Here is a 21,181-nt window from a genome sequence, read left to right as displayed (position 1 = left end):
GCAAGCCATGGTCATATCACCTCCAGCTCGGCGTTCAGGGCGCCGGCCGCCTTGATGGCCTGCAGAATGGCCAGCAGATCCTGCGGCGTTGCGCCCAGGGAGTTCAGCGCCTTGACCACATCGGCCAGTTGGGGCGAGGCCGGCATCTGGATGATGTTGCCCGGCTCCTGCTTGATGGTGATGTCGCTCTTTTGCGCCACCACGGTCTGCCCTTGCGACAGCGGGTTGGGCTGGCTGATGACGGGGGTGCTGGCGATGGTGATCGACAGGTTGCCGTGGGCAATGGCGCAAGGCCCCAGCGTTACAGCCTGGTTCAGCACGATCGAGCCCGTGCGTGCATTGATGACGACCTTGGCGGCCGGGGAGGTGTCTGGCAGTGGCAGTTCTTCCAGCTCGGCAATGAAATTCACGCGCGCGCCCGGGTCTTGCGGTGCTTTCACCCGCACCGTGCGGCCATCGATGGCCATGGCCGTACCGTTGCCCTGGCGGGCGTTGATGGCCTGCGCAACCTTGCGGGCGATCTGGAAGTCCGATGCGTCCAGACCCAGGGTGATGGTGTCGCCATCGTGCAGCGGCGTCGGCACCGAGCGCTCCACCTGCGCGCCGTCGGGAATGCGGCCCGCGCTCAGGTGGTTGACCTGCACCTTGCTGCCACCGCTGCTCGCGCCCGCGCCGGCCACCACTACATTGCCTTGCGCCAGTGCGTAGATTTCGCCGTCGGCGCCACGCAGCGGCGCCGCGATCAGCGTGCCGCCCTTGAGCGAGCGGGCGTTGCCAATCGACGAGACGGACACGTCAATGCTTTGCCCAGGCTGTGCAAAGGCGGGAAGCTGGGCCGTGATGACGACCGTGGCCACGTTCTTGAGCTGCGGTGCCCGGGTGCCCGGTGGCAGGCTGATGCCCATCTGCTGCAGGTAATTGGCCATGGCCTGGGCCGTGATGGGCATTTGCGAGGATTGATCGCCCGTGCCGTCCAGGCCCACCACCAGGCCGTAACCCGAAAGCTGGTTGCTGCGCACGCCTTGCACGGCCGCCACTTCCTTGATGCGCAAGGCATGGGCGGGTGCGGCAAAGCCTGTTGACGCCACAGCCAGCAGCAGCCACAGCGCGCGTGCCAGACGCGGCGAAACGGGGAGGTGGGGCAAGGCTTTCATGGCATCCATTGTGGCGAGCCATGGCGTATGCAGAGACGGGAAAAGAGGCCACTTCCACGGCCTATTGTCGGTGCTTCGGTGTCCGGTGAGTCAGCGGTGGATTGAAGTCAAATAGGCAAATAACGCTTTCTGGATAAGCGCTAAGTGCTATTGTTTTTGAGTAATCAATGGGCGATCACCCTGGCCGTGGCATTTGTAGTCCAGCCCCGGCGCACGATCCCGCCGTGAAGAGATTTGTGCGATCAGAACGGTGTGATGGTGTTGAAGGCGCGCGCCAGCCAGCCCATGGCCTGCGCCTCAGCCTGTTCGCCCAACCCGCGCGAGATCACGCGGACGTTGGCGACATATTGCGAGTCGATGATGCTGCCGGGCTGCAGGCGGCGCGGATCGACGATGCCCGAAAAGCGCAGCACATCCACGCTGCGGTTCACACCCACCTGCTTTTCACCCGCGATGACCAGGTGCCCGTTGGGTAGCACCTCGGTCACCAGGGCGGTGATGTTGCTATCGAATTCGTTCTTGCTCAGTGTGTCGCCCTTGCCCTCGAACGTGTTCCCATACCCGGCGCCGATCGTGGTCTTGCCGGGCAGCTTGCCCAGCAAGCTGCTGGACACCAGCGGAAGCGCCGTGATGCCTCCACTGACATCCGACGTGCGGTTCACGTTGGATGTGGAGTTCTGCTTGGCGTCGATTTTTTCCAGAATCTTGATGGTCACCAAATCGCCCACCAAGCGCGCCCGCTGGTCTTCGAATGCCGGGCGATAGCTTGCCGTATGGAACAGGCCGCCCGTGACAGGGCCGGCGGGACGGGGCAGGGTGGCCACTGGAGGGAGTGTGGTGGGAAGCACGTCCACGGGCGGTGGCGGGTTCAACGATGCGCAGCCCGCGGCGAGCATTGCGAATGCGGTGGGGGTGATCAGGCGCAGGACGGCGTTCATGGCGCGGTTCCTCACAGTTGCGCCAGCTTGGCCAGCATCTGGTCGGATGTCTGGATGGCCTTGGAGTTCATTTCGTAGGCGCGCTGGGTCTGGATCATGGTGACCAGCTCCTCGACCACGTTGACGTTGGATGACTCCAGAAAATTCTGGCGGATGGTGCCCAGGCCGTTGGTGCCGGGTGTACCTTGCTGCGGTGGCCCGGAGGCGGCCGACTCCTTGTACATGTTCTGTCCCACGGGCTCCAGGCCGGCGGCGTTGATGAAGCTGGACATGGCCAGCGTGCCCAGTTGCTGCGGCGCGGTGCTGCCGGCCACAATGGCTTCCACCGCGCCCTCCTGGCTGATGTTGACCTTGGTGGCGCCCACCGGAACCGTGATGCCGTTGCCTACCGGCAGGCCGCTCGACGTGACCAGGCGGCCTTCCGAATCGAGCTGGAACGAGCCATCGCGCGTGTAGCCAGTGGTGCCGTCGGGAAGCGTGACCTCGAAAAATCCGTTGCCGTTGATGGCCACGTCCAGGCTGTTGCCCGACTGCTGCAGGCTGCCCTGGGTGAAATTGCGGCTCGTGGCCACCACGTTCACGCCCAGGCCCAGGTGCAGGCCGGTGGGCAGCTGGTTGCCCTCGGTGGTCTGCGAGCCCACCTGGCGCAGGTTCTGGTAGATCAGATCCTCGAACACCGCGTTGTTGCGCTTGAAGCCCGTGGTGGAGACGTTGGCGAGGTTGTGCGAAATCACGTCCAGCTGCGTCTGCTGGGCGGTCATGCCGGTCTTGGAGATCCACAGCGAATTCATCATGGCGGTTTTCCTTTAATTCGGGTGCGGCGCTTAGCCGTTGAGGCTCAGCAGCTGGCTGGCGGACTTGTCGTTGGTTTCGGCGGTTTGCAGCAGTTTCATTTGCTGCTCGAACTGGCGCGATGCGGCGATCATGCCGACCATGCTTTCGACCGGATTCACGTTGGAGCCTTCGATGGCGCCGGTCAGCATGCGGGCGTTGCCATCGCTGGGCATGGGGTCGCCAGAGCGGGTGCGAAACAAGCCGTCGTCACCGCGCTTGAGCGGGTCGTCCGCGGTGGGTGTGGCCAGCTTGATGCGGGCGACGGCCTGCGGTTGCTGGCCATTGGCGGTGGCAATGACGGTGCCGTCGGCTGCAAGCGCGAGCTGCGCGTCCTGCGGCACGTCGATGGGCCCGCCACCATCCGAGAGCACCGTCAAGCCGTTGCTGGTGACGAGCTGGCCGGCGGCGGTGACCTCGAACGAGCCAGCGCGCGTATAGACCTCGGTGCCGTCCAGCCCCTGCACGCCAAACCAGGCGTTGCCCATGGCCATGGCATCCAGGTTGCGGCTCGTGCGCGTTACCGGGCCGGAAGCTTCGGAGTGGCCCGAAGTGGCTTCCAGCGCAAACACGCGCGTCGTCGAGCCTTCGCCCTGGATGGGCACGGAACGGAACGTGGACATTTCCGCCCGAAAGCCGTTGGTGGACGCATTGGCCAGGTTGTTGGCCAGCACCGCCTGCCGGTGGGCGGCGGCGTTGGCACCCGTCATGGAGGTGTAGATGATGCGGTCCATTGCGGCGCTCCGGGTTCAGTGGCGGTTGCGGGGGTCAGCGCAGGTTCACCAGGGTGGACATCACCTGGTCTTGCGTCTTGATGGTCTGGGCGTTGGCCTGGTAGGCGCGCTGGGCGGTCATCATGTTGACCAGCTCGGCCGTGAGGTCGACGTTGGAGTCTTCGAGCGCGCCGGAACGCAGCGCGCCAAAGTTGCCGTCGCCGGGCTTGCCCATGACGGCCGGGCCCGAGTCGAATGATTCGACCCAGTTGTTGCCGCCCACGGCCAGCAGGCCCTGCGGGTTGCGGAAGTTGGCCAGCGCCACCTGCGCCTCGGCACGGGTCACGCCATTGGAGTAGCTGGCCATGACCATGCCGTCATTGGAGATGTTGATGCTCGTGAGGTCGCCCGAGGCGTAGCCGTCCTGCGAGAGGTCGGCCACGGCGAATTTGCTGCCGAATTGGGTGACGTCCTTCAGGTTCAGGCTCACCGAAAATGGCACAGGTGGATTATTGGGATTGGTGCCCTTGGGGTCCACTGTCAGTGCCAGGTTGAAGTCGAAAGTGGAGGGGCCTGCAGTAACAGCTCCGGGTGTCTCTACCGAATTCCAGCCAATGGTTTTGGGGGGGGTGGATGTGTCTGTTACGGCGGTCCACGCCCATGACATGGCTGTTGTCTCAAAAGTGCCGTCGGGCTTGCGCGTTATTTTTTGGCCCGAAAGGGGATTGCCGGTGAGGGGGTCCCACGTGCTTGGTTGTGTCATGCCCTTGATGTTGCCGTTGCCGTCCATCTCCAGCTTGCCCACAAATCTTCCGATGACAGGTGGATTGGCGCTCCGGTCATCAAGCTTGTCGTACACATCCCACTGGTTGGAGTCGGATTTTTGGAAATACACGTTCACGGGCAAAGGCACGCCTTGCGTGTCGTAAACGTTGATGGATGTGCCATAGGTGGAACGATCTGCGGGCGCAACGGCTGCAACGGCTGGCGGGCCCGCTTTGGCAGGGTTGCCGGTGGCGCGTGCGTCCAGGTTCAGCGTGGCCTTGATCGATTCGGTTTGCTTGGCCTGGATGGGGGATCCCGTCGGGAAGCTCAGGGGCTGTGCCTCGGAAGTGCTGAGGCCTGTGGCGGGGTCCACCTTGAACCCCATCACCTGGGCACCGCCGTTGGTCACCAGGTCGCCCGTCTTGTCCAGCTTGAAATTGCCGCCGCGCGTGTAGGCTGCCGAGCCATCAGGCTGCTGCACCTTGAAAAAGCCATTGCCGTTGATAGCCACATCGAGGTTGTTGCCCGTCACGGTGACGTTGCCCTGAGAGAACTGCTGGGCTACCGCCGCCACTTCGACGCCGATGCCGTAGTTGCTGCCGCCGCCGGCGCCCATGGACGCCGCCACCATGTCTGCGAACTCAGTGCGCGACGATTTGAAGCCGGTGGTGTTGGAGTTGGCAATGTTGTTGCCGATGACGTCCAGGTTCTTGCTGGCGGCATTCAGGCCCGAGAGGCCGTGTTGGAAAGCCATGGTGTGTGCTCCTGATGAATCGTGAAATTACAGAATGGCCTTGATGCCTGTCTGGGTGGTCATGCCACCGCGGGACAGCTGCAGCTGCAGGCTGCCGCTGTCCATGCTGACGGCGGTGACCTTGTCGATCATCAGTGCCGTCGATGCCACGGTCGTCTCGCCATTGGCGGCCAGCACCTTGAAGCGCGGGGCACTGTCGCCCTGGTAGCTGGAGGCATCCCAGGAAAAGTTGTAGCGGCCTGCAGGCAGGGCGCCCATGTCGACCGTGCCCACCTCTTTGCCGGCGGCGTCGAGCACCTGGACCTTCACGCTGGCGGCGGATCCGGCAAGGTCGAAGGCGCCGGCCGCCTGTCCGCTCGCGCTGTCCACGGAAAGGGTGTTGCCTTCGGCCAGCACCTCGCGGCCCACCATGGCGCTGCCCTGCAGCATCTGCTGGGCAGAAAACTGGCTGACCAGTCCCTTGACGGTGTCGTTGAGCTGCTGGATGCCGGTCACGGTATTGATCTGGGCAATTTGCGAGGTCATCTGCGCGTTGTCCAGCGGGTTCATCGGGTCCTGGTTGTTGAGCTGGGCCACCAGCAGCTTCAGGAACCGGTCCTGGGCGGCTGCCGGGTCGGTGGCCGAATCGGCTTTTGCACTGGCGCCGGTGCTGCCAGTGGCCGTGGAGGAGGTGACGTTGGAGATCATGGCGGGTTCCTGGTGTTACTGGCCCATCTGCAGGGTCTTGAGCAGCAGCGACTTGGCCGTGTTCATGACCTCGACGTTGTTCTGGTAGGAGCGCGAGGCGGAAATCATGTTCACCATTTCATCCACGGCGTTGACGTTGGAATGGGTCACGTATCCCTGTGCATCGGCGGACGGGTGGCTGGGGTCGTGAATGCGCCGCCCCGGCTGGTTGTTTTCGTTGATGGCGCTCACGCGCACACCGGCGGAGCTGTCTGCTCCCATGGGTGCGGTCTGGAAAACCACCTGGCGGGCCTTGTAGGCCTGGCCGTCCGGGCCCGCCACGGCATCCACGTTGGCCAGGTTGCTGGCGACGACGTTGAGGCGCTGTGACTGGGCGCTGATGGCGCTGCCCGACACACTGAAGATGGAGAACATGGACATGGTGGTTTCCCTTTTTCTGCGCGCCCGGGCTTACTGGCCCTGGATGGCACTGAGCATGGTCTTGGCGCTGCCGTTGATGAAGCGCAGCGTGGCCTCGTAGCGCACGGCGTTGTCCACAAAATTGGCGCGTTCGCGGTCGAGGTCCACGGTGTTGTTGTCCAGGCTGGGCTGGCTTTGCACGGCGTAGCCCAGCGTGCTTCTCGACCCGATGCCGGTGTTTGATGCGGGCAGCGGAATGTGGCGTGGGTCGGTGGCGCCCGCAGCGCCAGCGCCACCACTGGCCAGGCGGGCTGCGCCCGCGCTGGTGGAAGACCCGGTGGCCTCGCGCATGGCCTGGGCAAAGTTGACGTCGCGGGCTACGTACCCGGGTGTGTCGGCGTTGGCAATGTTGCTGGCGATGGCACGCTGGCGCTCGGCACGCAGCAAAAGCGCGTTGCCGTGAAAGTCCAGCCGGTCGGTCATCTTGTCAAGCATGTGTGCCTCACACTCTGGGTTGCAGTGGCGCCGGGCCCTGCAGGGGGTTTCCGGCGTGGCTTGATTATGGAAATCACCGGATTTTTCTAAAGCGCGAAGAACGCAGACATTGGCGCGCAGTTTCCGGGTTCATCGTGCGTGGGTCTGCCTATAGTTGCAGCGGTGAAATGGTCTGCCCAGTGGCTGGCAGTCCATGCGCCCGCCCCCCGGAGATCGCCATGTCGCCCCTTACCCCCGTTGCCTCTTGTTCCCGCTTGAAGCGGGCTTGTCTGCCACCGCTGTGGCGCAGCATGCTGCGCACTACGGTGGTGCTGGCGGGGCTCGGGGCTGCGCTGAGCGGCGGCACCGTCCGGGCGCAGGCAGCGGCAGATCCGGCGGCGGATCTGGGCCCGCTCACGCAGCGCTGGCTGGACGATGCGCTGGCGCGCAATCAGCCTGGTGGCTTGCCCTTGCGCATGGAAGTCAGCGTGGGCACGCTGGACAGCCGACTGCGCCTGGCGCCCTGCGCCCGTGTGGAGCCCTACTTGCCGGCGGGCTCGCGCCTGTGGGGGCGCACGCGCCTGGGGCTTCGTTGCGTGGAAGGGACCACCGCCTGGAATGTTTTTCTGCCGGTAACCATCAAGGCTTTTGGCCCGGCCTGGGTGCTCAACAGCAATGTGGCGTCCGGCGTCGAGCTGACCGCGGCAGATGCCAGCGAAGCCGAGGTGGACTGGGCGGCTGAAGCCGCGCCTGTCATGGCCAATCCAGACCAATGGGTCGGGCAGGTGGCGTCCCGCCAGTTGATGGCCGGGCAAACAGTGCGCCAGTCCATGGTGCGCGCGCCCAGCGTCTTCCGCGCGGGCGCGCAGGTGCGGGTGGTGGCGCAAGGCCCGGGCTACGCGGTGACATCATCGGGCCAGGCAATGTCGAACGGGGCGGTGGGCCAAAACGTGCGCGTTCGCATGGGTAATGGTCGTCTAATCTCCGGCATTGTCAATGAAGATGGGACGATCAACGCATCGCTTTGATGCGTCTTTCGCCAGAAATGGCTAAAGTCTCGCTCAAATGGGTCGAAAACATTGCTACTGTGCCCCACATCAAACGGGGTGGTGGAGAGAGCGATGAAGATTGGTCAAAAACCGGAACTCCCGGGCGCACTTGCGCAGTCAGGGCTGTCCAAACAGGCAAAAGCCCCCGCCGCAGCGGAAGAAGCGGCCAAAGGCGCCAGCTCGGCGTCTGCCGCTGGCGTGCCCGTCACGGTTTCCATGAGCGCTCGAACCCTTGCCCAGACGGCACGCAGCGTGGGAGACTTTGACGCCGGCCGAGTCAAGGCTGTGAAAGCCGCCATTGATCAAGGTACCTTCACCGTGGATGCCGGGGCCATTGCCGACAAAATGCTGTCCAATGCCCAGGAAATTTTCTCCCGCTCCCGCGGTTAACCCGTTTTTTCTCATCCCCAGCGCTTTCACACGCACTCAGGCACCATGCAGCTGGAAGACGCACTCTCCACGGTAGAAAAACATCTGGATAGCGTTTCAGCAGCGCTGTTGTCTGCAGATCCGCAAGCGCTGGAGTCGGGCAGCACCCAACTGCGCAACGCAGCCGCGCAGCTTTCACAGGTCATGGCGCAGATTCAACGGCAAGGTGCTCTGCCTGCTGCCCTGCAAAAGCGTTTGCAGGACGTCGGTGCCATGCTGGCTGTCCAGCGTGAGAGCCTGGCACGCTTGGCGGCCATTACCAACAGGCAAGCTGCAGGATTGTTGCCCCCGGCAGATGCAGCAGCCACCTATGGCAGCGCCATGGGGGGGCGCAACGCGGGGAGCGTGGCCCGCATCTACCGGTCTGCCAGCTGAATAATCGCGCACTTAAAGCGCATGCGGCGCAATAAACAGCGCTGCAACCTTTCCCCACCGAAATCCCCGCGCTCAGTGGCTGCGCATCTTTGCGCGAAGGCGGGCAATTGACTGGCTGTGCAGCTGGCAAACCCGTGATTCCGTGACGCCCAGCACGGCCGCAATTTCCTTGAGGTTCATGTCATGCTCGTAATACATGCCCATGATGTATTGCTCGCGCTCGGGCAGGCTCTGGATGGCCTGGACCAGGGAAGAGCGAAGGCGGTGATCGCGCAATAGTTCGAGGGGATCGGCGTCGCTGTCGGCAACGTGGCGGTCCAGAAAACCATCCTCGTCGTCATTACCGTGGGCCATGTCTTCCAGATACACCAGCTGGGTGCCGCGCACCTTGCCGAGCAGGCTCTGGTATTCGGCAAGTGGCATGCCCATGTCGGCGGCAATTTCCGACTCCAGGGGGCTGCGGCCCAGTTTCTGTTCCAGCCGCCGCACGGCGTGCTCGATGTCTTTCTGGCTTTTGCGGGAACTGCGGGACATCCAGTCGCCCTCGCGCAACTCGTCCAGCATGGCGCCGCGGATGCGCTGGGTAGCAAAGGTTTCGAACTGAACCCCCTGGGTGGCTTCGTAGCGCGATAGCGCTTCTGCCAGGCCCATCATTCCCACCTGGATCAGGTCGTCCACCTCCACATTGGGAGGCAGCTTGGCAATCATGTGGTGGGCGATCCGTCGAACCAGCGGTACGTGCTGGCGGATCAGCGCATCACGGTCGAGCTGGCCTTTGGCGGTATACATCAGATCAGTGGCTCCGAACACCATGCGAAGGCAGGCCGGTCAGGTTGTGGGTAGGCATTGCAGACATCGTTCCACCGATGGTGCCCGCGTTTTCCAGCAGTTGCAAGGCCAGGCGCTGCATATCCTGGCCATTGTGGGCAGACAGGGTGGTGGTGCGCATGTGCCCGCCCAGGTGGCGGTCTGCGCATTGCTGCAAGGTACGCAGTGCACCTGCTGCTTTTGTGCGTTCCGGTGCGCTATTTCCCTGCAATACCGCAGCCACGGTACATGGCAGGCCGGCATGCAGCGCGATCTGCTTGAGGGTCTGGTAGCTCGTCAGCACACCTGCTGCCCCCGGCGGCATCATGACCAGCGGCGTGGTGGCCGTGTGCGTGAGCAGCGGGCCGAGCACACTGGCTGGCGCGTGAAGAACCAGCAGCCCGTAGGCGCGGAAATAGGGCAGCAGCGCTTGCAGCGGAGCGGTGTCGGTTGCCTGGGCGATGCGCGCCAGTTCGGGCAGGCCCTGGGCCGCAGGGATGACGGCCAGGGACGAGGCAATGGCGCCCAGATCCAGGCTCGCGCCCTCCTGCCACGGCGCCTGGCTGAGCAGGTGGTGAAGCCCGGGGGATGCCTCGGTCTCATCGGCCGTGCCATCCAGCACCACCACCGGGTAACCCAGGCGTTGCAGGCTGGCGCACAGTTGCCAGAGCGCCTCCATGCCGCTTTCAGCCTGGCCGTGGCTGGCCACGGCCAGCACGCGCAATTCGGACTGCGGGGTGAAGCTGTGCAGGCCGGCGCCCTGGTGAAAGCTGGCGTCAAGCATCCACAAGTCCCCGTTCGGTCATGGTGTCGGGCGAATGCGAAAAAAAGAAGTTCAGATCGGCAGCCCGGGGGTCGAAGGCCGATTTGGTCGGCGCGCGCATCGATGCGCTGATCAGCTTGTGCGCATCGGCGGTTTCCCAGTCTTCGGGAACGCGCTGGCCATTGGTGATGCCGCGCAGCACCATCTGGTGGCGAATCAGTGCATCCAGGGCGGGGCCGAGCTTGACAGCTTCGTCGACCTTGGAAAGGATGGCCTGCTGCGATCCGCTGGTCTTGAAGGCGGAGAGCACATCGTCGAGCGTGTCGCCGTGGCAACCTGCATTCAGAACCAGCAGCCGGTTGACATTGGGCAGGTCCAGCACGTCCAGCATGTCGCGCTTGCGCGGATCACGCGGCGCCACGCCCGTCGTGTCGATCAGCACCATCTTCTTGCCGCTGAGCAGCCCGAGCAGGTCTTGCAACGCGGCGCGGTCGTGGGCCAAGTGGGCCACGATGCCCAGCATGCGCCCGTAGGTGCGCAGTTGCTCATGGGCGCCCACACGATAGGTGTCCAGCGTGATCAGGCCAACGCTCGCAGGCCCGTGGATGCGTGCGCAATGGGCAGCGAGCTTGGCCGTGGTGGTTGTCTTGCCGACACCGGTCGAACCCACCAGCGCAAAGATGCCGCCTTCTTCATACAGCGGTGGCGCATGCATGTCGGTCTTGAGGTTGCGCTCCAGCACTTCCATGAGCCAGCGCACGGATTCGGCCGCAGAAAGCTCTTCGGGCATGCGCTCCAGGATGGCACGCGACAGTGCGGGCGAATAGCCAGCGCGGATCAGCTTGAGCATCAGATTGGACTGGATCGGATTTTGCTTGGCCTGGCCCAGCCACGAGAGCATGTTGAACCGGTCTTCGATCAGTTCCTTCATGGCATGCAGCTCGTTCATCAGGCTTTGCTGGCCTGCCGAGGATGCGGGCACGGCCACCTGGGGCTCAGGGCGGCGGCGGGGCGCGGGCTCTGCGGGGCGTTCCACCGGAGCCGTGCGCAGCGGGTTGTGGCGGGCCACCTGCACTTGCACCGGCGCAGTGGGCATACGCTCGCGATCGGACGTGGGGTCGCGGCTGCGATCCGTGAGCGTGGGCGTTTCGGCCGGGCCGTTCAGGGCCTCATGGCGGCGTCGCAGCATGCGTTCCCGCACATAGTCCTGAAAGGAGAGCGTGCTCATCGCCAGCTGTTCCGTGTCTTCTTCCACCGGGTTGCGACTGGCAGAAATGGGGGGGCTTGGCGCGTTGCGGGCCGCGCGCTGCGGGCCGGTGTCAGCAGGGCCTGCGTGCCCGAGGCGGCGGCGCCACTGTCCAGTGCGGACAGCGTGTCTTCTGCGGTGGCCACCACCTCCACACCATTGGCCGTGGGGCGGTTGGACAGGATGAGCGTGCCTTCGCCAAACGCCATGCGCGCTTTGGCCAGGGCCTCCCGTGACGTGGGAGCGTGAAAGCGTTTGATGTTCATGCGGATGCACCTTTGAGGATGGGCCCAATACGGATGGTGTGGGTCTCGGGAATTTCACTGTGCGCAAGCACCTGCAGGCGCGGCGCTACGCGACGCACCAGCCGGGAAATGGCGGTGCGAATCTGGTCGGGCACCAGCAGGCAGGCGGGCAAGCCCAGCTCTTCCTGCTTCAGCGCCACTTCGGCCGCTTTTTGCGTGAGGATGTCTGCCACGCCCGGATCGAGGGCCGGGCCGGCCGCATTGCCCAGGGCCTGCACCAGCAGGCGCTCCAGACCGGGTTCGATGGCAATCACGTTGAGTTCGCGGGTGGGGCCGTAGATCTGCTGCACGATGGCGGGCGACAGCGCAATGCGCACCCGTCGCGCCAGCTCTGCCGGATCCGATATGCCCACGGCATGCTCGGCCAGCGTCTCGATGATGGTGCGGATATCGCGAATGTGCACAGACTCCTCCAGCAGCAGCTGGAGAACTTTCTGGAACGTTGCGATAGAAACCATTTTCGGGACCACTTCTTCGATGAGCTTGGGGGCCAGCTTGGCCACATGTTCCACCAGCTGCTGGGTTTCCGTGCGGCTGAGGAGCTTGGCGGCTTGCACTTGCATCAAGTGTGACAAATGGGTGGCCATCACGGTTTCGGAATCAACCACCGTAAAACCCGCCATTTGTGCCGCTTCCTTCTGGCGTTCGTCGATCCAGTGCGCTGGCAGGCCGAAAGCGGGGTCGGTGGTGGGTGTGCCGATCAGCGGCGTGGTGATGCCGCCCGGGTTGATGGCCAGGAACATGCCGGGGAACGCCTCGCCTTCGCCCACCACCACGCCGCGCAGCGTGATGCGGTAGCCACTGGGCTTGAGTTCCAGGTTGTCGCGCACATGCACGGCGGGCGGCAGAAAGCCCACTTCCTGGGCAAATTTGCGGCGCACGCCCTTGATGCGGGTGAGCAGGTCGCCCTGGCGGCTCTTGTCCACCAGCGTGATCAGCCGGTAGCCCAGCTCCAGCCCCAGCAAGTCCACGGGCTGCAGGTCGTCCCAGGTGGCTTCGCCATCGCTCACGGGTGCCGGCGGTGCCTCGACGGCTGGCGGCACCTTCTGGCGCTCATGCAGGATCCAGGCGCCATAGCCCAGCAGCCCGCCCATGGTCAGGAACACGACGTGCGGCATGCCGGGAATCAGCCCCAGCAGCAGCAGGATGCCCGCAGTCACCCCCAGCACGCGCGGCGACATGAACAATTGCTCCACGATCTGGCGGCCCATGTCATGGTCTTTGCCCACGCGCGAGATCACCATGGCGGCCGCCACCGAAATCAGCAGGCCTGGAATCTGGGCCACCAGTGCATCACCAATGGCCAGCAGGATGTAGCTGTCGGCGGCCTGCTTGGCCGACAGATCGTGCTGCAACACACCGATGGCAAAGCCGCCCACGATGTTGATCAGCAAGATCAGGATGCCAGCCACGGCATCGCCACGTACAAACTTCGATGCGCCGTCCATCGAGCCAAAAAAGTTGGCTTCCTCGGCCACTTCGGCGCGGCGGCGTTTGGCTTCTTTCTCGTCAATCAGGCCGGCATTCAGGTCGGCATCCACCGCCATCTGCTTGCCGGGCATGGCATCCAGCGTGAAGCGGGCCGACACCTCGGCAATGCGCTCCGCGCCCTTGGTCACCACCACAAAGTTGATCACCACCAAAATCGCGAAAACGATCAGGCCCACGGCAAAGTTGCCGCCGATCAGAAAGTGACCAAACGCCTCGATCACGGCTCCCGCCGCGCCGGGGCCGGTGTGGCCCTCCAGCAGCACCACGCGGGTAGAGGCCACGTTCAGCGACAGGCGCATCAGGGTGGTCAGCAGCAGCACCGATGGGAAGGCCGCGAAATCCAGCGGGCGCAGCATGTACGCCGCCACCATCATCACCATCAGCGCCACCGCGATGTTGAGCGTGAAGAACGCATCCAGCATCCATGGCGGGATGGGCAGCACCATGAGCGCCAGGATGGCAACCACCAGCAAGGGGGCCGACAGGCCCTGCAGCGCGCCTGCGTTGGTGCCCGCCCATTGCTGAAGAGACTTTACGGAGGTGTTCATACGGCGGGGCCTTGCGGTGCAACCCGGTTCAGCGGGTCGAGCTCAGGGGGGACATGGGGTTGCACCAGCGCGTCGGGCATCTTGCCCTCGCCACGCATGGCGGCCTTGAGGCGGTACACATAGGCCAGCACCTGGGCCACCGCCGTGTACAGCGTGGCGGGAATGGCCTGGTCGAGCTCGGCGTGGGCATACAGCGCGCGCGCCAGCATGGGCGACTGCAGCACCGGCACGCCGTGGGTGCCGGCCAGATCGCGGATCTTCAAGGCGATCAGGTCGGTGCCGCGGGCAATCACCTGCGGGGCACTCATGGTCTGTTCGTCGTATTTGAGGGCGACGGCATAGTGCGTGGGGTTCATCACCACAAAATCGGCCTTGGGCACGGCGCCCACGCTGGCGCGGTCGGCCATCTCGCGCTGGCGCTGGCGGATGCGGCCCTTGGTGTGAGGGTTGCCGTCCGACTCCTTGTGCTCCTGCTTGACTTCCTCGTGCGACATCTTCAGTCGCGACTTGAAGAAATACGCCTGCAGCGGCACATCGATCACGGCCGCCAAAAACACCACCAGCAGCAGCAGGCTGGTGCCGGAAATCATCCACTGTGCAACATGGCGAAGTGCCAGCGGCGAGGGTTGCAGCACCAGCATGGCCACGCTGTGGATGCTGTTGCCCATGAAATTCCACGCCACGAACGAAAGGATCGCGGTCATCAGCACCATCTTGGCCACGTTGGCCATCTGCTGCTTGGAGAACAGGTTGGCGGCGCCGGAGATCGGATTGAGCCGGCTGAATTGCGGCGTGATGGGCTTGGCGCTGAAAATCCAGCCGCCCGCGCCAATGGCGCTGAGCAGCGCGGCGCCGCCGGTCAACACAGCAAACACCGTGCTGGCCACGAGGCCCACCAACACCATGTCTTTGAGGCGGGTGAGCATGCTGCCCGTGGCCATTACGGTGGCAGCATCAAAACTCAGCTGCTGCCCCATGGCCCGCTGCATGTGGTCCATCAATTCGGGTGTCAGCACCATCAGGCAGCCGGCGCCTGCGCCCAGGATGGCCAGGTGCGAGAGATCGCGCGAGCGGGCGCCCTGGCCGTCTTCGCGCGTCTTCTGGAGCTTTCGCTCGGTCGCAGGGAGGCTTTTGTCTTGGCTGGATTCCATGGTGGCATGACGGCGGGTGTCATGCCATTGTCGTGAGCGACCTGGAAATCTAAAGCCCGATAAGAGGCCCGCCGGGCCTGCTTATCGGGTGGCGCAGGTCAGAAACCCAGGCTTGCCAGCAGGTCGTCCACCTGCGACTGGCTGGTCACCACGTCGGGCGTGTGCTCGGGGTCTACCACCGGTCCTGCCAGATGCGTGCGCGGGCCTCGATCGGTGCGGCCTGCACATTATTGGGCGGTGCGGTCTGGATGAGCAGTTGCACCAGTTGCTCTTCAATCGTTGCCGCCAGATTCACCACGCGGGCAATCACCTGCCCGGTCAAATCGTGGAAGTCCTGCGCCATCATGATCTCGGTCAGGTGCACGTCGGCCTCGGTGGTCACGCGCTCCACATCGGTGAGAAAGTTCATGATCTCGCCCTTGGCCACCGCCGCCACGGGGTCTTTCACCAGCGACGTGACCACCCTGCGGGTTTCTTGCGCGATGAAATCGTGCTGCGCCTTGGCCTGCTCGACGCGATTGAGCACCTTCTCGGCCGCTTCCCCGGTAAGCCGGGCGATATAGGACAGGCGGCTCTGCGCATCGGGCAATTCGCCCATGGAGCCGCGCAGCTTCTCGGCATAACCCAGCTCGTTCAGCGAGTCGTGGAGCTGGCGTGTCAGTTGCCCGATCTTGTGGTGCACATCGGCCGCATCTGCCGATGAATTCTCGGTTGGCACCATGGCGTCATAACCCCATCTTCTTGAGAATCAGGGTGACCTTCTCCTCGAGGGTTGCCTTGGTAAACGGCTTGACGATGTAGCCCGCGGCGCCACCCTGGGCGGCGGCCACGATGTCTTCCTTGCGCGCTTCTGCCGTCACCATCAGCACAGGCAGGTGCTTGAGCTTTTCGTCCTTCTTGATTTCCGCCAGCAACTGAAAGCCGTTCATGTTCGGCATGTTGATGTCGGTCACGACAAAGTCGAACTTGCTGTTGCGCAACTTGTTGAGCGCGGCCACGCCGTCCTCGGCCTCATCGGCGTCGGCAAATCCGCTTTCTTTGAGCAGATTGCGAACAATGCGTCGCATGGTGGAAAAATCGTCAACGATCAAAAAGCGAAGGGCTGTGGTCACTTGGGACCCTTTCGGTCGAAATTGGCTGGGGGTATTGTCATGGAGTGCAGGTTGTGTGACAAGTCGTAACGCACTTCGTAACGCATGTCGTAATGTTTACCTGCCGGGCTGGGCATTTTCCTGCTTTTCTTCCATCAACTGCGTGGAAGTCACCGTCGGAATGCCTTTGCCCATGAGTCGTTCTTCGGCCTCACGCGTCAACACCGTGATGGTGATGCGCCGATTGGCAGGGGCACGCGGGTTGTCGGGTTCCAGCAAGTCGCTGGCGGCCAAGCCTACAACCCGGCCAAGTTTAGCGTCTGGCATGCCTGCAGAAACCAGCTCGCGTCGCGAGGCGTTGGCACGGTCTGCCGACAATTCCCAGTTGCTGTAGCCGCGGTCGCTGTTGCCGTAGGGCGCGGAGTCGGTGTGGCCAGCCAGGCTGATGCGGTTTTCCACACCCCCCAACGCCGCACCAATTTCGCGAAGAATGTCGCGCATGTAGGGCTTGACCAGGGCGCTGCCGCTGTCAAACATGGGGCGGTTCTGGTTGTCCACAATCTGGATCTGCAGGCCGTCCGGAGTGACATCGATGCGGATTTGCGACTTGTATTCATTGAGCCGCGGGTTTTCCGTGATCATGGCGTCGATCTTGGACTGCAAGGCCTTGATGCGTGCAGCGTCCTGCTTGGCCCGCTCCGCACGGGCCGTGTCAATGCTCATGCGGCGCTCCTTGTCCTGCTCGTTGTCAGAACGCCGCACCTGCCCATGCACCTTGGACAAATCGTTGCCCCCGCCCGGAATCACGCTGGAACTGTTGCCCGAGCCATCGCCACCTGCCATGGCCACCTTGAGCGGCGATGAGAAATAAGCGGCAATGCCTTGCAACTCGCCCTTGGCGGTGGAGCCCAGCAGCCACATCAGCAAGAAGAAGGCCATCATGGCCGTTACAAAGTCGGCGTAGGCGATCTTCCACGCCCCGCCATGCACGGCATGGCCGCTTTTCTTGATGCGCTTGATGATGATGGGCTGGAGTTTTTTTTCTGCCATGGCGTGGTGCTGTGGCGCGGTGCGCGCTTGGTGCTTACTTCTTGCCCTTTACATGCCCTTCCAGCTCGGAGAAGCTGGGGCGGTCGCCTGAAAACAGCACCTTGCGGCCAAATTCAATAGCCGTGGCCGGGTTGTAGCCCTGCATGCTCGCCAGCAGGGTGGATTTGATGCACAGCAACTCTTTGGCTGCGTCTTCGGTCTTTTGCTCTACCAGGCCGCCCAGGGGCTCCACCACCCCGTAGGCCAGCAAAATGCCCAAAAATGTGCCCACCAGGGCCGAGCCGATCATGCCGCCCAGCACCGAAGGCGGCTGACCCACCGATCCCATGGTGTTCACCACCCCCAGCACGGCGGCAATGATGCCAAAGGCCGGCAGCGCGCCCGCCAGCCGAGCCAGTGCGGCCACCGGGGCATGTGCCTCTTGGTGGTGGGTGTCGATTTCGCTATCCATCAGCGCCTCGATCTCGTGCGAATTGAGGTTGCCCGACACCATCATGCGCAGGTAATCGGTCATGAACTCAATCACATGGTGATCGCTGCCCACCGTGGGGTATTTCTTGAAAATCTCGGATTCGTGGGGCGCCTCAACATCCTTTTCAATGGCCATCAACCCCTCTTTGCGGGCCTTTTGCAGGATGTCATAGAGCATCGCCATCAGCTCCATGTAGCGTGCCTTGGTGTATTTGGAGCCCTTGAGCGCCATGGGTATGGCGGCCGCGGTGGCTTTGAGCACCTTGGGCTGGTTGTTGACCACAAACGCCCCCATGGCGCCGCCCAAGATGGTGACCAGCTCAAAGGGCAACGCCTTCAGGATCACCGAGATGTTTCCGCCGTGCAGCACATACATGCCGAAGATGCAGCCGAGGCAGATGATGTAACCAATGATGACGAGCATAGGGGTGGATTCTGGCAGAGTCGTTGGCGTCCATAAGCGCGAACAGGGCCGGCTTGGGCTGCCAGATTGCACCGCTGGTGCATGCCACGGCACAGGCATAGGGGGCGGAGACCGGCGCTGCGCACGCTTGCGGGTCAGATCACGATTTCGCGCAGCGAAACTCGTGCTCTGGCCCCCAGGCCGCAATATGGGACGCGGCGTTTGCAGAGGGCCGTGGCTTCAGGTGCCGGCAACCCCACCCCTTTCACCCTGCGCCTGTCGAAGGCCTGCAGCCAAGCCTTCACCAGGCCGAACGGTCGAATGCTTTCGAGGAAATTGATATTCAGGCATTTTTCGCCTCCAGCGCTTGCCAGTCATGCGTCACCCGCTATCAAAAAAGTATGCCACTCTCCAAACTGGTGGCGCAAATGATTGGATCGCAACTTACGTGAAACACAAAAAGTTACGCCAGCCCTAAAGTTTGTTGCACATGGGTCCGATAACCAAAGCAACAGGGAACAAAAGCCCTGTCCCCGAAGGCAAACCACAACACACAAGTGGAGCGCCAACGGGTTGGGCAGCCAGCGTGTGCTGGCATTTGAGACACCGAAAGCAATACCGCTCGTTCGGGCTTTAAGTTACACAAGGAGCTATCACCATGGCAGTCATCAACACCAACGTTCAGTCGCTCACCGCACAGCGCAACCTGAGCGCATCGCAAAGCCAGCTGTCCACGTCCATGCAACGCCTGTCGTCGGGCCTGCGCATCAACAGCGCCAAGGACGATGCCGCTGGCTTGGCAATCTCTGAGCGTATGAGCACCCAAATCCGTGGGTTGAACCAAGCTGCCCGCAACGCCAACGACGGTGTGTCGTTGGCGCAAACGGCCGAAGGCGCACTGGGCACCATTGGCAACAACCTGCAGCGCATCCGCGAGCTGGCCGTCCAGTCACGCAACGCCACCAACTCGACCGATGACCGTGCCGCACTGCAAAAAGAAGTGGCGCAATTGAAGAGCGAAATTGACCGCGTGGCCGGCGACACTTCTTTCAACGGTACCAAGTTGTTGGATGGCTCTTTCACTGAAAAGGAATTCCAGGTGGGTGCGGATCAGGGGCAAAGAATTTCCATTGATTCGATTCAAAACACAAAGATAGCTTCGCTGGGTGAGTGGGCTACAGCGGCAAAAAACACCTATACACAAACCACCAACGCGATCACTGTGACGGCCGCTACTCCGGCATCTTTGAGCATCAACGGCATCACAATTTCCAGCGCAAACGGCACCCTTGCCGAGTTGGAAGCATCCTTTAATACGGCAAAAACTGCCAATGCAGCCCTAAATAACGTGACTTTTGATGTCGCGGCTGGAAAAATCACGTCCACGGATAAAAATCTCACAATCGGCAGTCTTGCCGGAGTTGGTGGCGTGACTGCAGGCACGACGGCGGGCACGGCAACAGCCGTTGCATCAACCAATAAGACCGGCTTCACAGATCTGGATATCTCTACTGAAGCGGGTGCGGACGATGCTATTTTGGCTATGGATGCAGCGCTCAAAGCCGTGAACTCAGCCCGAGCCGACCTGGGAGCTATCCAGAACCGTTTTGAATCTGTGGTATCGAATTTGGGAGTGAACAGTGAAAACCTGTCAGCTTCACGTAGCCGCATTGTGGACGCCGACTTCGCTTCGGAAACGGCCAACCTGAGCCGCTCGCAGATCTTGCAGCAAGCGGGCACGGCCATGGTGGCCCAAGCCAACCAGTTGCCACAAGGCGTGCTGGCGCTGCTGCGTTGAGTCAAGCGCAGCGCAGGCCCGGGTTTCGGGGCCTTCTTCAAGAAACCGGGTTTGCACCCGGTTTTTTTTCGCCTTCTTGTGTTGCGCCATAGGTGTGTGGCGTCAAAAAGCTCCGGATTCCTGCCCTTTATCGAGGCAATGCCGCCCAGTGTGCGCTTTAACAATTGGGCACCCGGAAAACGTGGGGGTCCCCCATCATCCCGGTCCCCGATGTCAGCGTTGCTGTTGGCATTGCAAACGGCCACTGCAGTGCCGGTTTTCTGGCTAAACCCGAGGAGCTATCGCCATGGCAGCCATCATCAATACCAACATTCAGTCGCTCAACGCGCAGCGCAACCTGAGCGCGTCGCAAAGCTCGCTCTCCACGTCCATGCAACGCCTGTCGTCGGGCCTGCGCATCAACAGCGCCAAGGACGATGCCGCTGGCTTGGCAATCTCTGAGCGTATGACCACCCAAATCCGTGGGTTGAACCAAGCTGCCCGCAACGCCAACGACGGTGTGTCGCTGGCGCAAACTGCCGAAGGCGCACTGGGCACCATTGGCAACAACCTGCAGCGCATCCGCGAGCTGGCCGTCCAGTCACGCAACGCCACCAACTCGACCGATGACCGTGCCGCACTGCAAAAAGAAGTGGCGCAATTGAAGAGCGAAATTGACCGCGTGGCCGGCGACACTTCTTTCAACGGTACCAAGTTGTTGGATGGCTCTTTCACTGAAAAGGCATTCCAGGTGGGGCCGGATCAGGGGCAATTAATTTCCATTGATTCGATTCAAAACACAAAGATAGCTTCGCTGGGTGAGTGGGCTACAGCGGCAAAAAACACCTATACACAAACCACCAACGCGATCACTGTGACGGCCGCTACTCCGGCATCTTTGAGCATCAACGGCATCACAATTTCCAGCGCAAACGGCACCCTTGCCGAGTTGGAAGCATCCTTTAATACGGCAAAAACTGCCAATGCAGCCCTAAATAACGTGACTTTTGATGTCGCGGCTGGAAAAATCACGTCCACGGATAAAAATCTCACAATCGGCAGTCTTGCCGGAGTTGGTGGCGTGACTGCAGGCACGACGGCGGGCACGGCAACAGCCGTTGCATCAACCAATAAGACCGGCTTCACAGATCTGGATATCTCTACTGAAGCGGGTGCGGACGATGCTATTTTGGCTATGGATGCAGCGCTCAAAGCCGTGAACTCATCTCGCGCCGATTTGGGTGCCATCCAGAACCGCTTCGAGGCGGTTGTGACCAATCTTGGCGTCAATAGCGAAAACCTCTCGGCCTCGCGCAGCCGCATCATGGATGCCGATTTTGCCCAGGAAACCGCCAACCTGAGCCGTTCGCAGATCCTGCAGCAGGCAGGCACGGCCATGGTGGCCCAGGCCAACCAATTGCCGCAAAACGTGCTCAAGCTGCTGCAGTAATCCATTTGGCGCAAACCGCGCGCCTTGCGGTGTGTTCGTTGGGCCTCAAGTTGTGCGCCT

20 protein-coding genes and 2 pseudogenes are annotated in these 21,181 nt (G+C 62.5%); 5 read left to right on the top strand and 17 right to left on the bottom strand.

Annotated elements, in window-relative coordinates:
• Positions 1-11: 11 nt before the first annotated feature.
• The 8 genes from CBP34_RS16975 to flgB all read right to left on the bottom strand — a co-directional run bounded on the left by CBP34_RS16975 (position 12) and on the right by flgB (position 6,736).
• On the bottom strand, positions 12-1,154 hold the full coding sequence (locus CBP34_RS16975) for a flagellar basal body P-ring protein FlgI (protein ID WP_094099239.1): 1,143 nt from the start codon (positions 1,152-1,154) through the stop codon (positions 12-14).
• A gap of 242 nt (positions 1,155-1,396) precedes the next feature.
• Positions 1,397-2,092, bottom strand: coding sequence for a flagellar basal body L-ring protein FlgH (locus tag CBP34_RS16970; RefSeq protein ID WP_094098713.1), 696 nt, complete (start codon positions 2,090-2,092; stop codon positions 1,397-1,399).
• An 11-nt stretch (positions 2,093-2,103) separates the two neighbouring features.
• A complete protein-coding gene (gene flgG / locus CBP34_RS16965) occupies positions 2,104-2,886 on the bottom strand; it encodes a flagellar basal-body rod protein FlgG (protein WP_086913428.1) in 783 nt (260 codons plus the stop codon).
• Positions 2,887-2,916: 30 nt separating this feature from the next.
• Entirely contained in the window at positions 2,917-3,657 is a 741-nt protein-coding gene (gene flgF / locus CBP34_RS16960) for a flagellar basal-body rod protein FlgF (RefSeq protein ID WP_094098712.1), read from the bottom strand.
• A 34-nt stretch (positions 3,658-3,691) separates the two neighbouring features.
• On the bottom strand, positions 3,692-5,155 hold the full coding sequence (gene flgE, locus CBP34_RS16955; protein ID WP_094098711.1) for a flagellar hook protein FlgE: 1,464 nt from the start codon (positions 5,153-5,155) through the stop codon (positions 3,692-3,694).
• Between the two features lie 27 nt (positions 5,156-5,182).
• The gene (locus CBP34_RS16950) at positions 5,183-5,842 is read right to left on the bottom strand and encodes a flagellar hook assembly protein FlgD (RefSeq protein WP_094098710.1); all 660 of its coding nucleotides are present in this window, start codon (positions 5,840-5,842) and stop codon (positions 5,183-5,185) included.
• A 15-nt stretch (positions 5,843-5,857) separates the two neighbouring features.
• Complete coding sequence (flgC, locus tag CBP34_RS16945; RefSeq protein ID WP_086928178.1) at positions 5,858-6,262, bottom strand: flagellar basal body rod protein FlgC; 405 nt, start codon at positions 6,260-6,262, stop codon at positions 5,858-5,860.
• 30 nt (positions 6,263-6,292) lie between these two features.
• Entirely contained in the window at positions 6,293-6,736 is a 444-nt protein-coding gene (gene flgB / locus CBP34_RS16940; protein WP_094098709.1) for a flagellar basal body rod protein FlgB, read from the bottom strand.
• 290 nt (positions 6,737-7,026) lie between these two features.
• Here flgB and flgA point away from each other — a divergent pair, with 290 nt between their 5' ends.
• From flgA to CBP34_RS16925, 3 genes are all read left to right on the top strand, one after another.
• Positions 7,027-7,743: a flagellar basal body P-ring formation chaperone FlgA gene (gene flgA / locus CBP34_RS16935; RefSeq protein ID WP_418134728.1), complete on the top strand. Its 717-nt coding sequence runs from the start codon at positions 7,027-7,029 to the stop codon at positions 7,741-7,743.
• Between the two features lie 93 nt (positions 7,744-7,836).
• Positions 7,837-8,154: a flagellar biosynthesis anti-sigma factor FlgM gene (flgM, locus tag CBP34_RS16930; RefSeq protein ID WP_094098707.1), complete on the top strand. Its 318-nt coding sequence runs from the start codon at positions 7,837-7,839 to the stop codon at positions 8,152-8,154.
• A gap of 45 nt (positions 8,155-8,199) precedes the next feature.
• On the top strand, positions 8,200-8,568 hold the full coding sequence (locus CBP34_RS16925) for a hypothetical protein (protein ID WP_094098706.1): 369 nt from the start codon (positions 8,200-8,202) through the stop codon (positions 8,566-8,568).
• 72 nt (positions 8,569-8,640) lie between these two features.
• Here the strand turns inward: CBP34_RS16925 and CBP34_RS16920 are convergent, their stop codons facing one another.
• The 9 genes and pseudogenes from CBP34_RS16920 to motA form a co-directional block, all read right to left on the bottom strand.
• A complete protein-coding gene (locus CBP34_RS16920; RefSeq protein ID WP_086928838.1) occupies positions 8,641-9,357 on the bottom strand; it encodes an RNA polymerase sigma factor FliA in 717 nt (238 codons plus the stop codon).
• Positions 9,358-9,361: 4 nt separating this feature from the next.
• Entirely contained in the window at positions 9,362-10,159 is a 798-nt protein-coding gene (locus CBP34_RS16915; RefSeq protein ID WP_094098705.1) for a hypothetical protein, read from the bottom strand.
• A pseudogene (gene flhF, locus CBP34_RS16910) lies at positions 10,152-11,650 on the bottom strand (flagellar biosynthesis protein FlhF). The gene CBP34_RS16915 and the pseudogene flhF overlap by 8 nt, the downstream one beginning before the upstream one ends.
• Entirely contained in the window at positions 11,647-13,728 is a 2,082-nt protein-coding gene (gene flhA, locus CBP34_RS16905; RefSeq protein WP_094098704.1) for a flagellar biosynthesis protein FlhA, read from the bottom strand. Before flhA ends, flhF begins: the two are co-directional and overlap by 4 nt.
• Entirely contained in the window at positions 13,725-14,879 is a 1,155-nt protein-coding gene (locus tag CBP34_RS16900) for an EscU/YscU/HrcU family type III secretion system export apparatus switch protein (RefSeq protein ID WP_094098703.1), read from the bottom strand. Before CBP34_RS16900 ends, flhA begins: the two co-directional genes overlap by 4 nt.
• A gap of 98 nt (positions 14,880-14,977) precedes the next feature.
• Positions 14,978-15,600 (bottom strand): annotated as a pseudogene (locus CBP34_RS16895) (protein phosphatase CheZ).
• Between the two features lie 4 nt (positions 15,601-15,604).
• Positions 15,605-15,991, bottom strand: a complete 387-nt coding sequence (gene cheY, locus CBP34_RS16890) for a chemotaxis response regulator CheY (RefSeq protein WP_040328086.1) — start codon at positions 15,989-15,991, stop codon at positions 15,605-15,607.
• A 96-nt stretch (positions 15,992-16,087) separates the two neighbouring features.
• Entirely contained in the window at positions 16,088-17,020 is a 933-nt protein-coding gene (gene motB / locus CBP34_RS16885; protein WP_094098702.1) for a flagellar motor protein MotB, read from the bottom strand.
• Positions 17,021-17,054: 34 nt separating this feature from the next.
• Complete coding sequence (motA, locus tag CBP34_RS16880; protein ID WP_094098701.1) at positions 17,055-17,915, bottom strand: flagellar motor stator protein MotA; 861 nt, start codon at positions 17,913-17,915, stop codon at positions 17,055-17,057.
• Positions 17,916-18,552: 637 nt separating this feature from the next.
• On the opposite strand from motA, the gene CBP34_RS16875 reads away from it, so the two are divergent.
• Entirely contained in the window at positions 18,553-19,692 is a 1,140-nt protein-coding gene (locus CBP34_RS16875) for a flagellin (protein WP_094098700.1), read from the top strand.
• Between the two features lie 286 nt (positions 19,693-19,978).
• Positions 19,979-21,121 carry a flagellin gene (locus tag CBP34_RS16870; RefSeq protein ID WP_094098699.1) on the top strand — a complete coding sequence of 381 codons (1,143 nt, stop codon included), beginning with the start codon at positions 19,979-19,981 and terminating at the stop codon, positions 21,119-21,121.
• The last annotated feature ends 60 nt before the right edge of the window (positions 21,122-21,181 follow it).

It is taken from the genome of Acidovorax carolinensis (genome assembly GCF_002157145.1).
Classification (GTDB): domain Bacteria; phylum Pseudomonadota; class Gammaproteobacteria; order Burkholderiales; family Burkholderiaceae_C; genus Acidovorax; species Acidovorax carolinensis.
The sequence above is the reverse complement of the archived record's forward strand: the minus strand, read 5'-3'. Positions and strand labels throughout refer to the sequence as shown.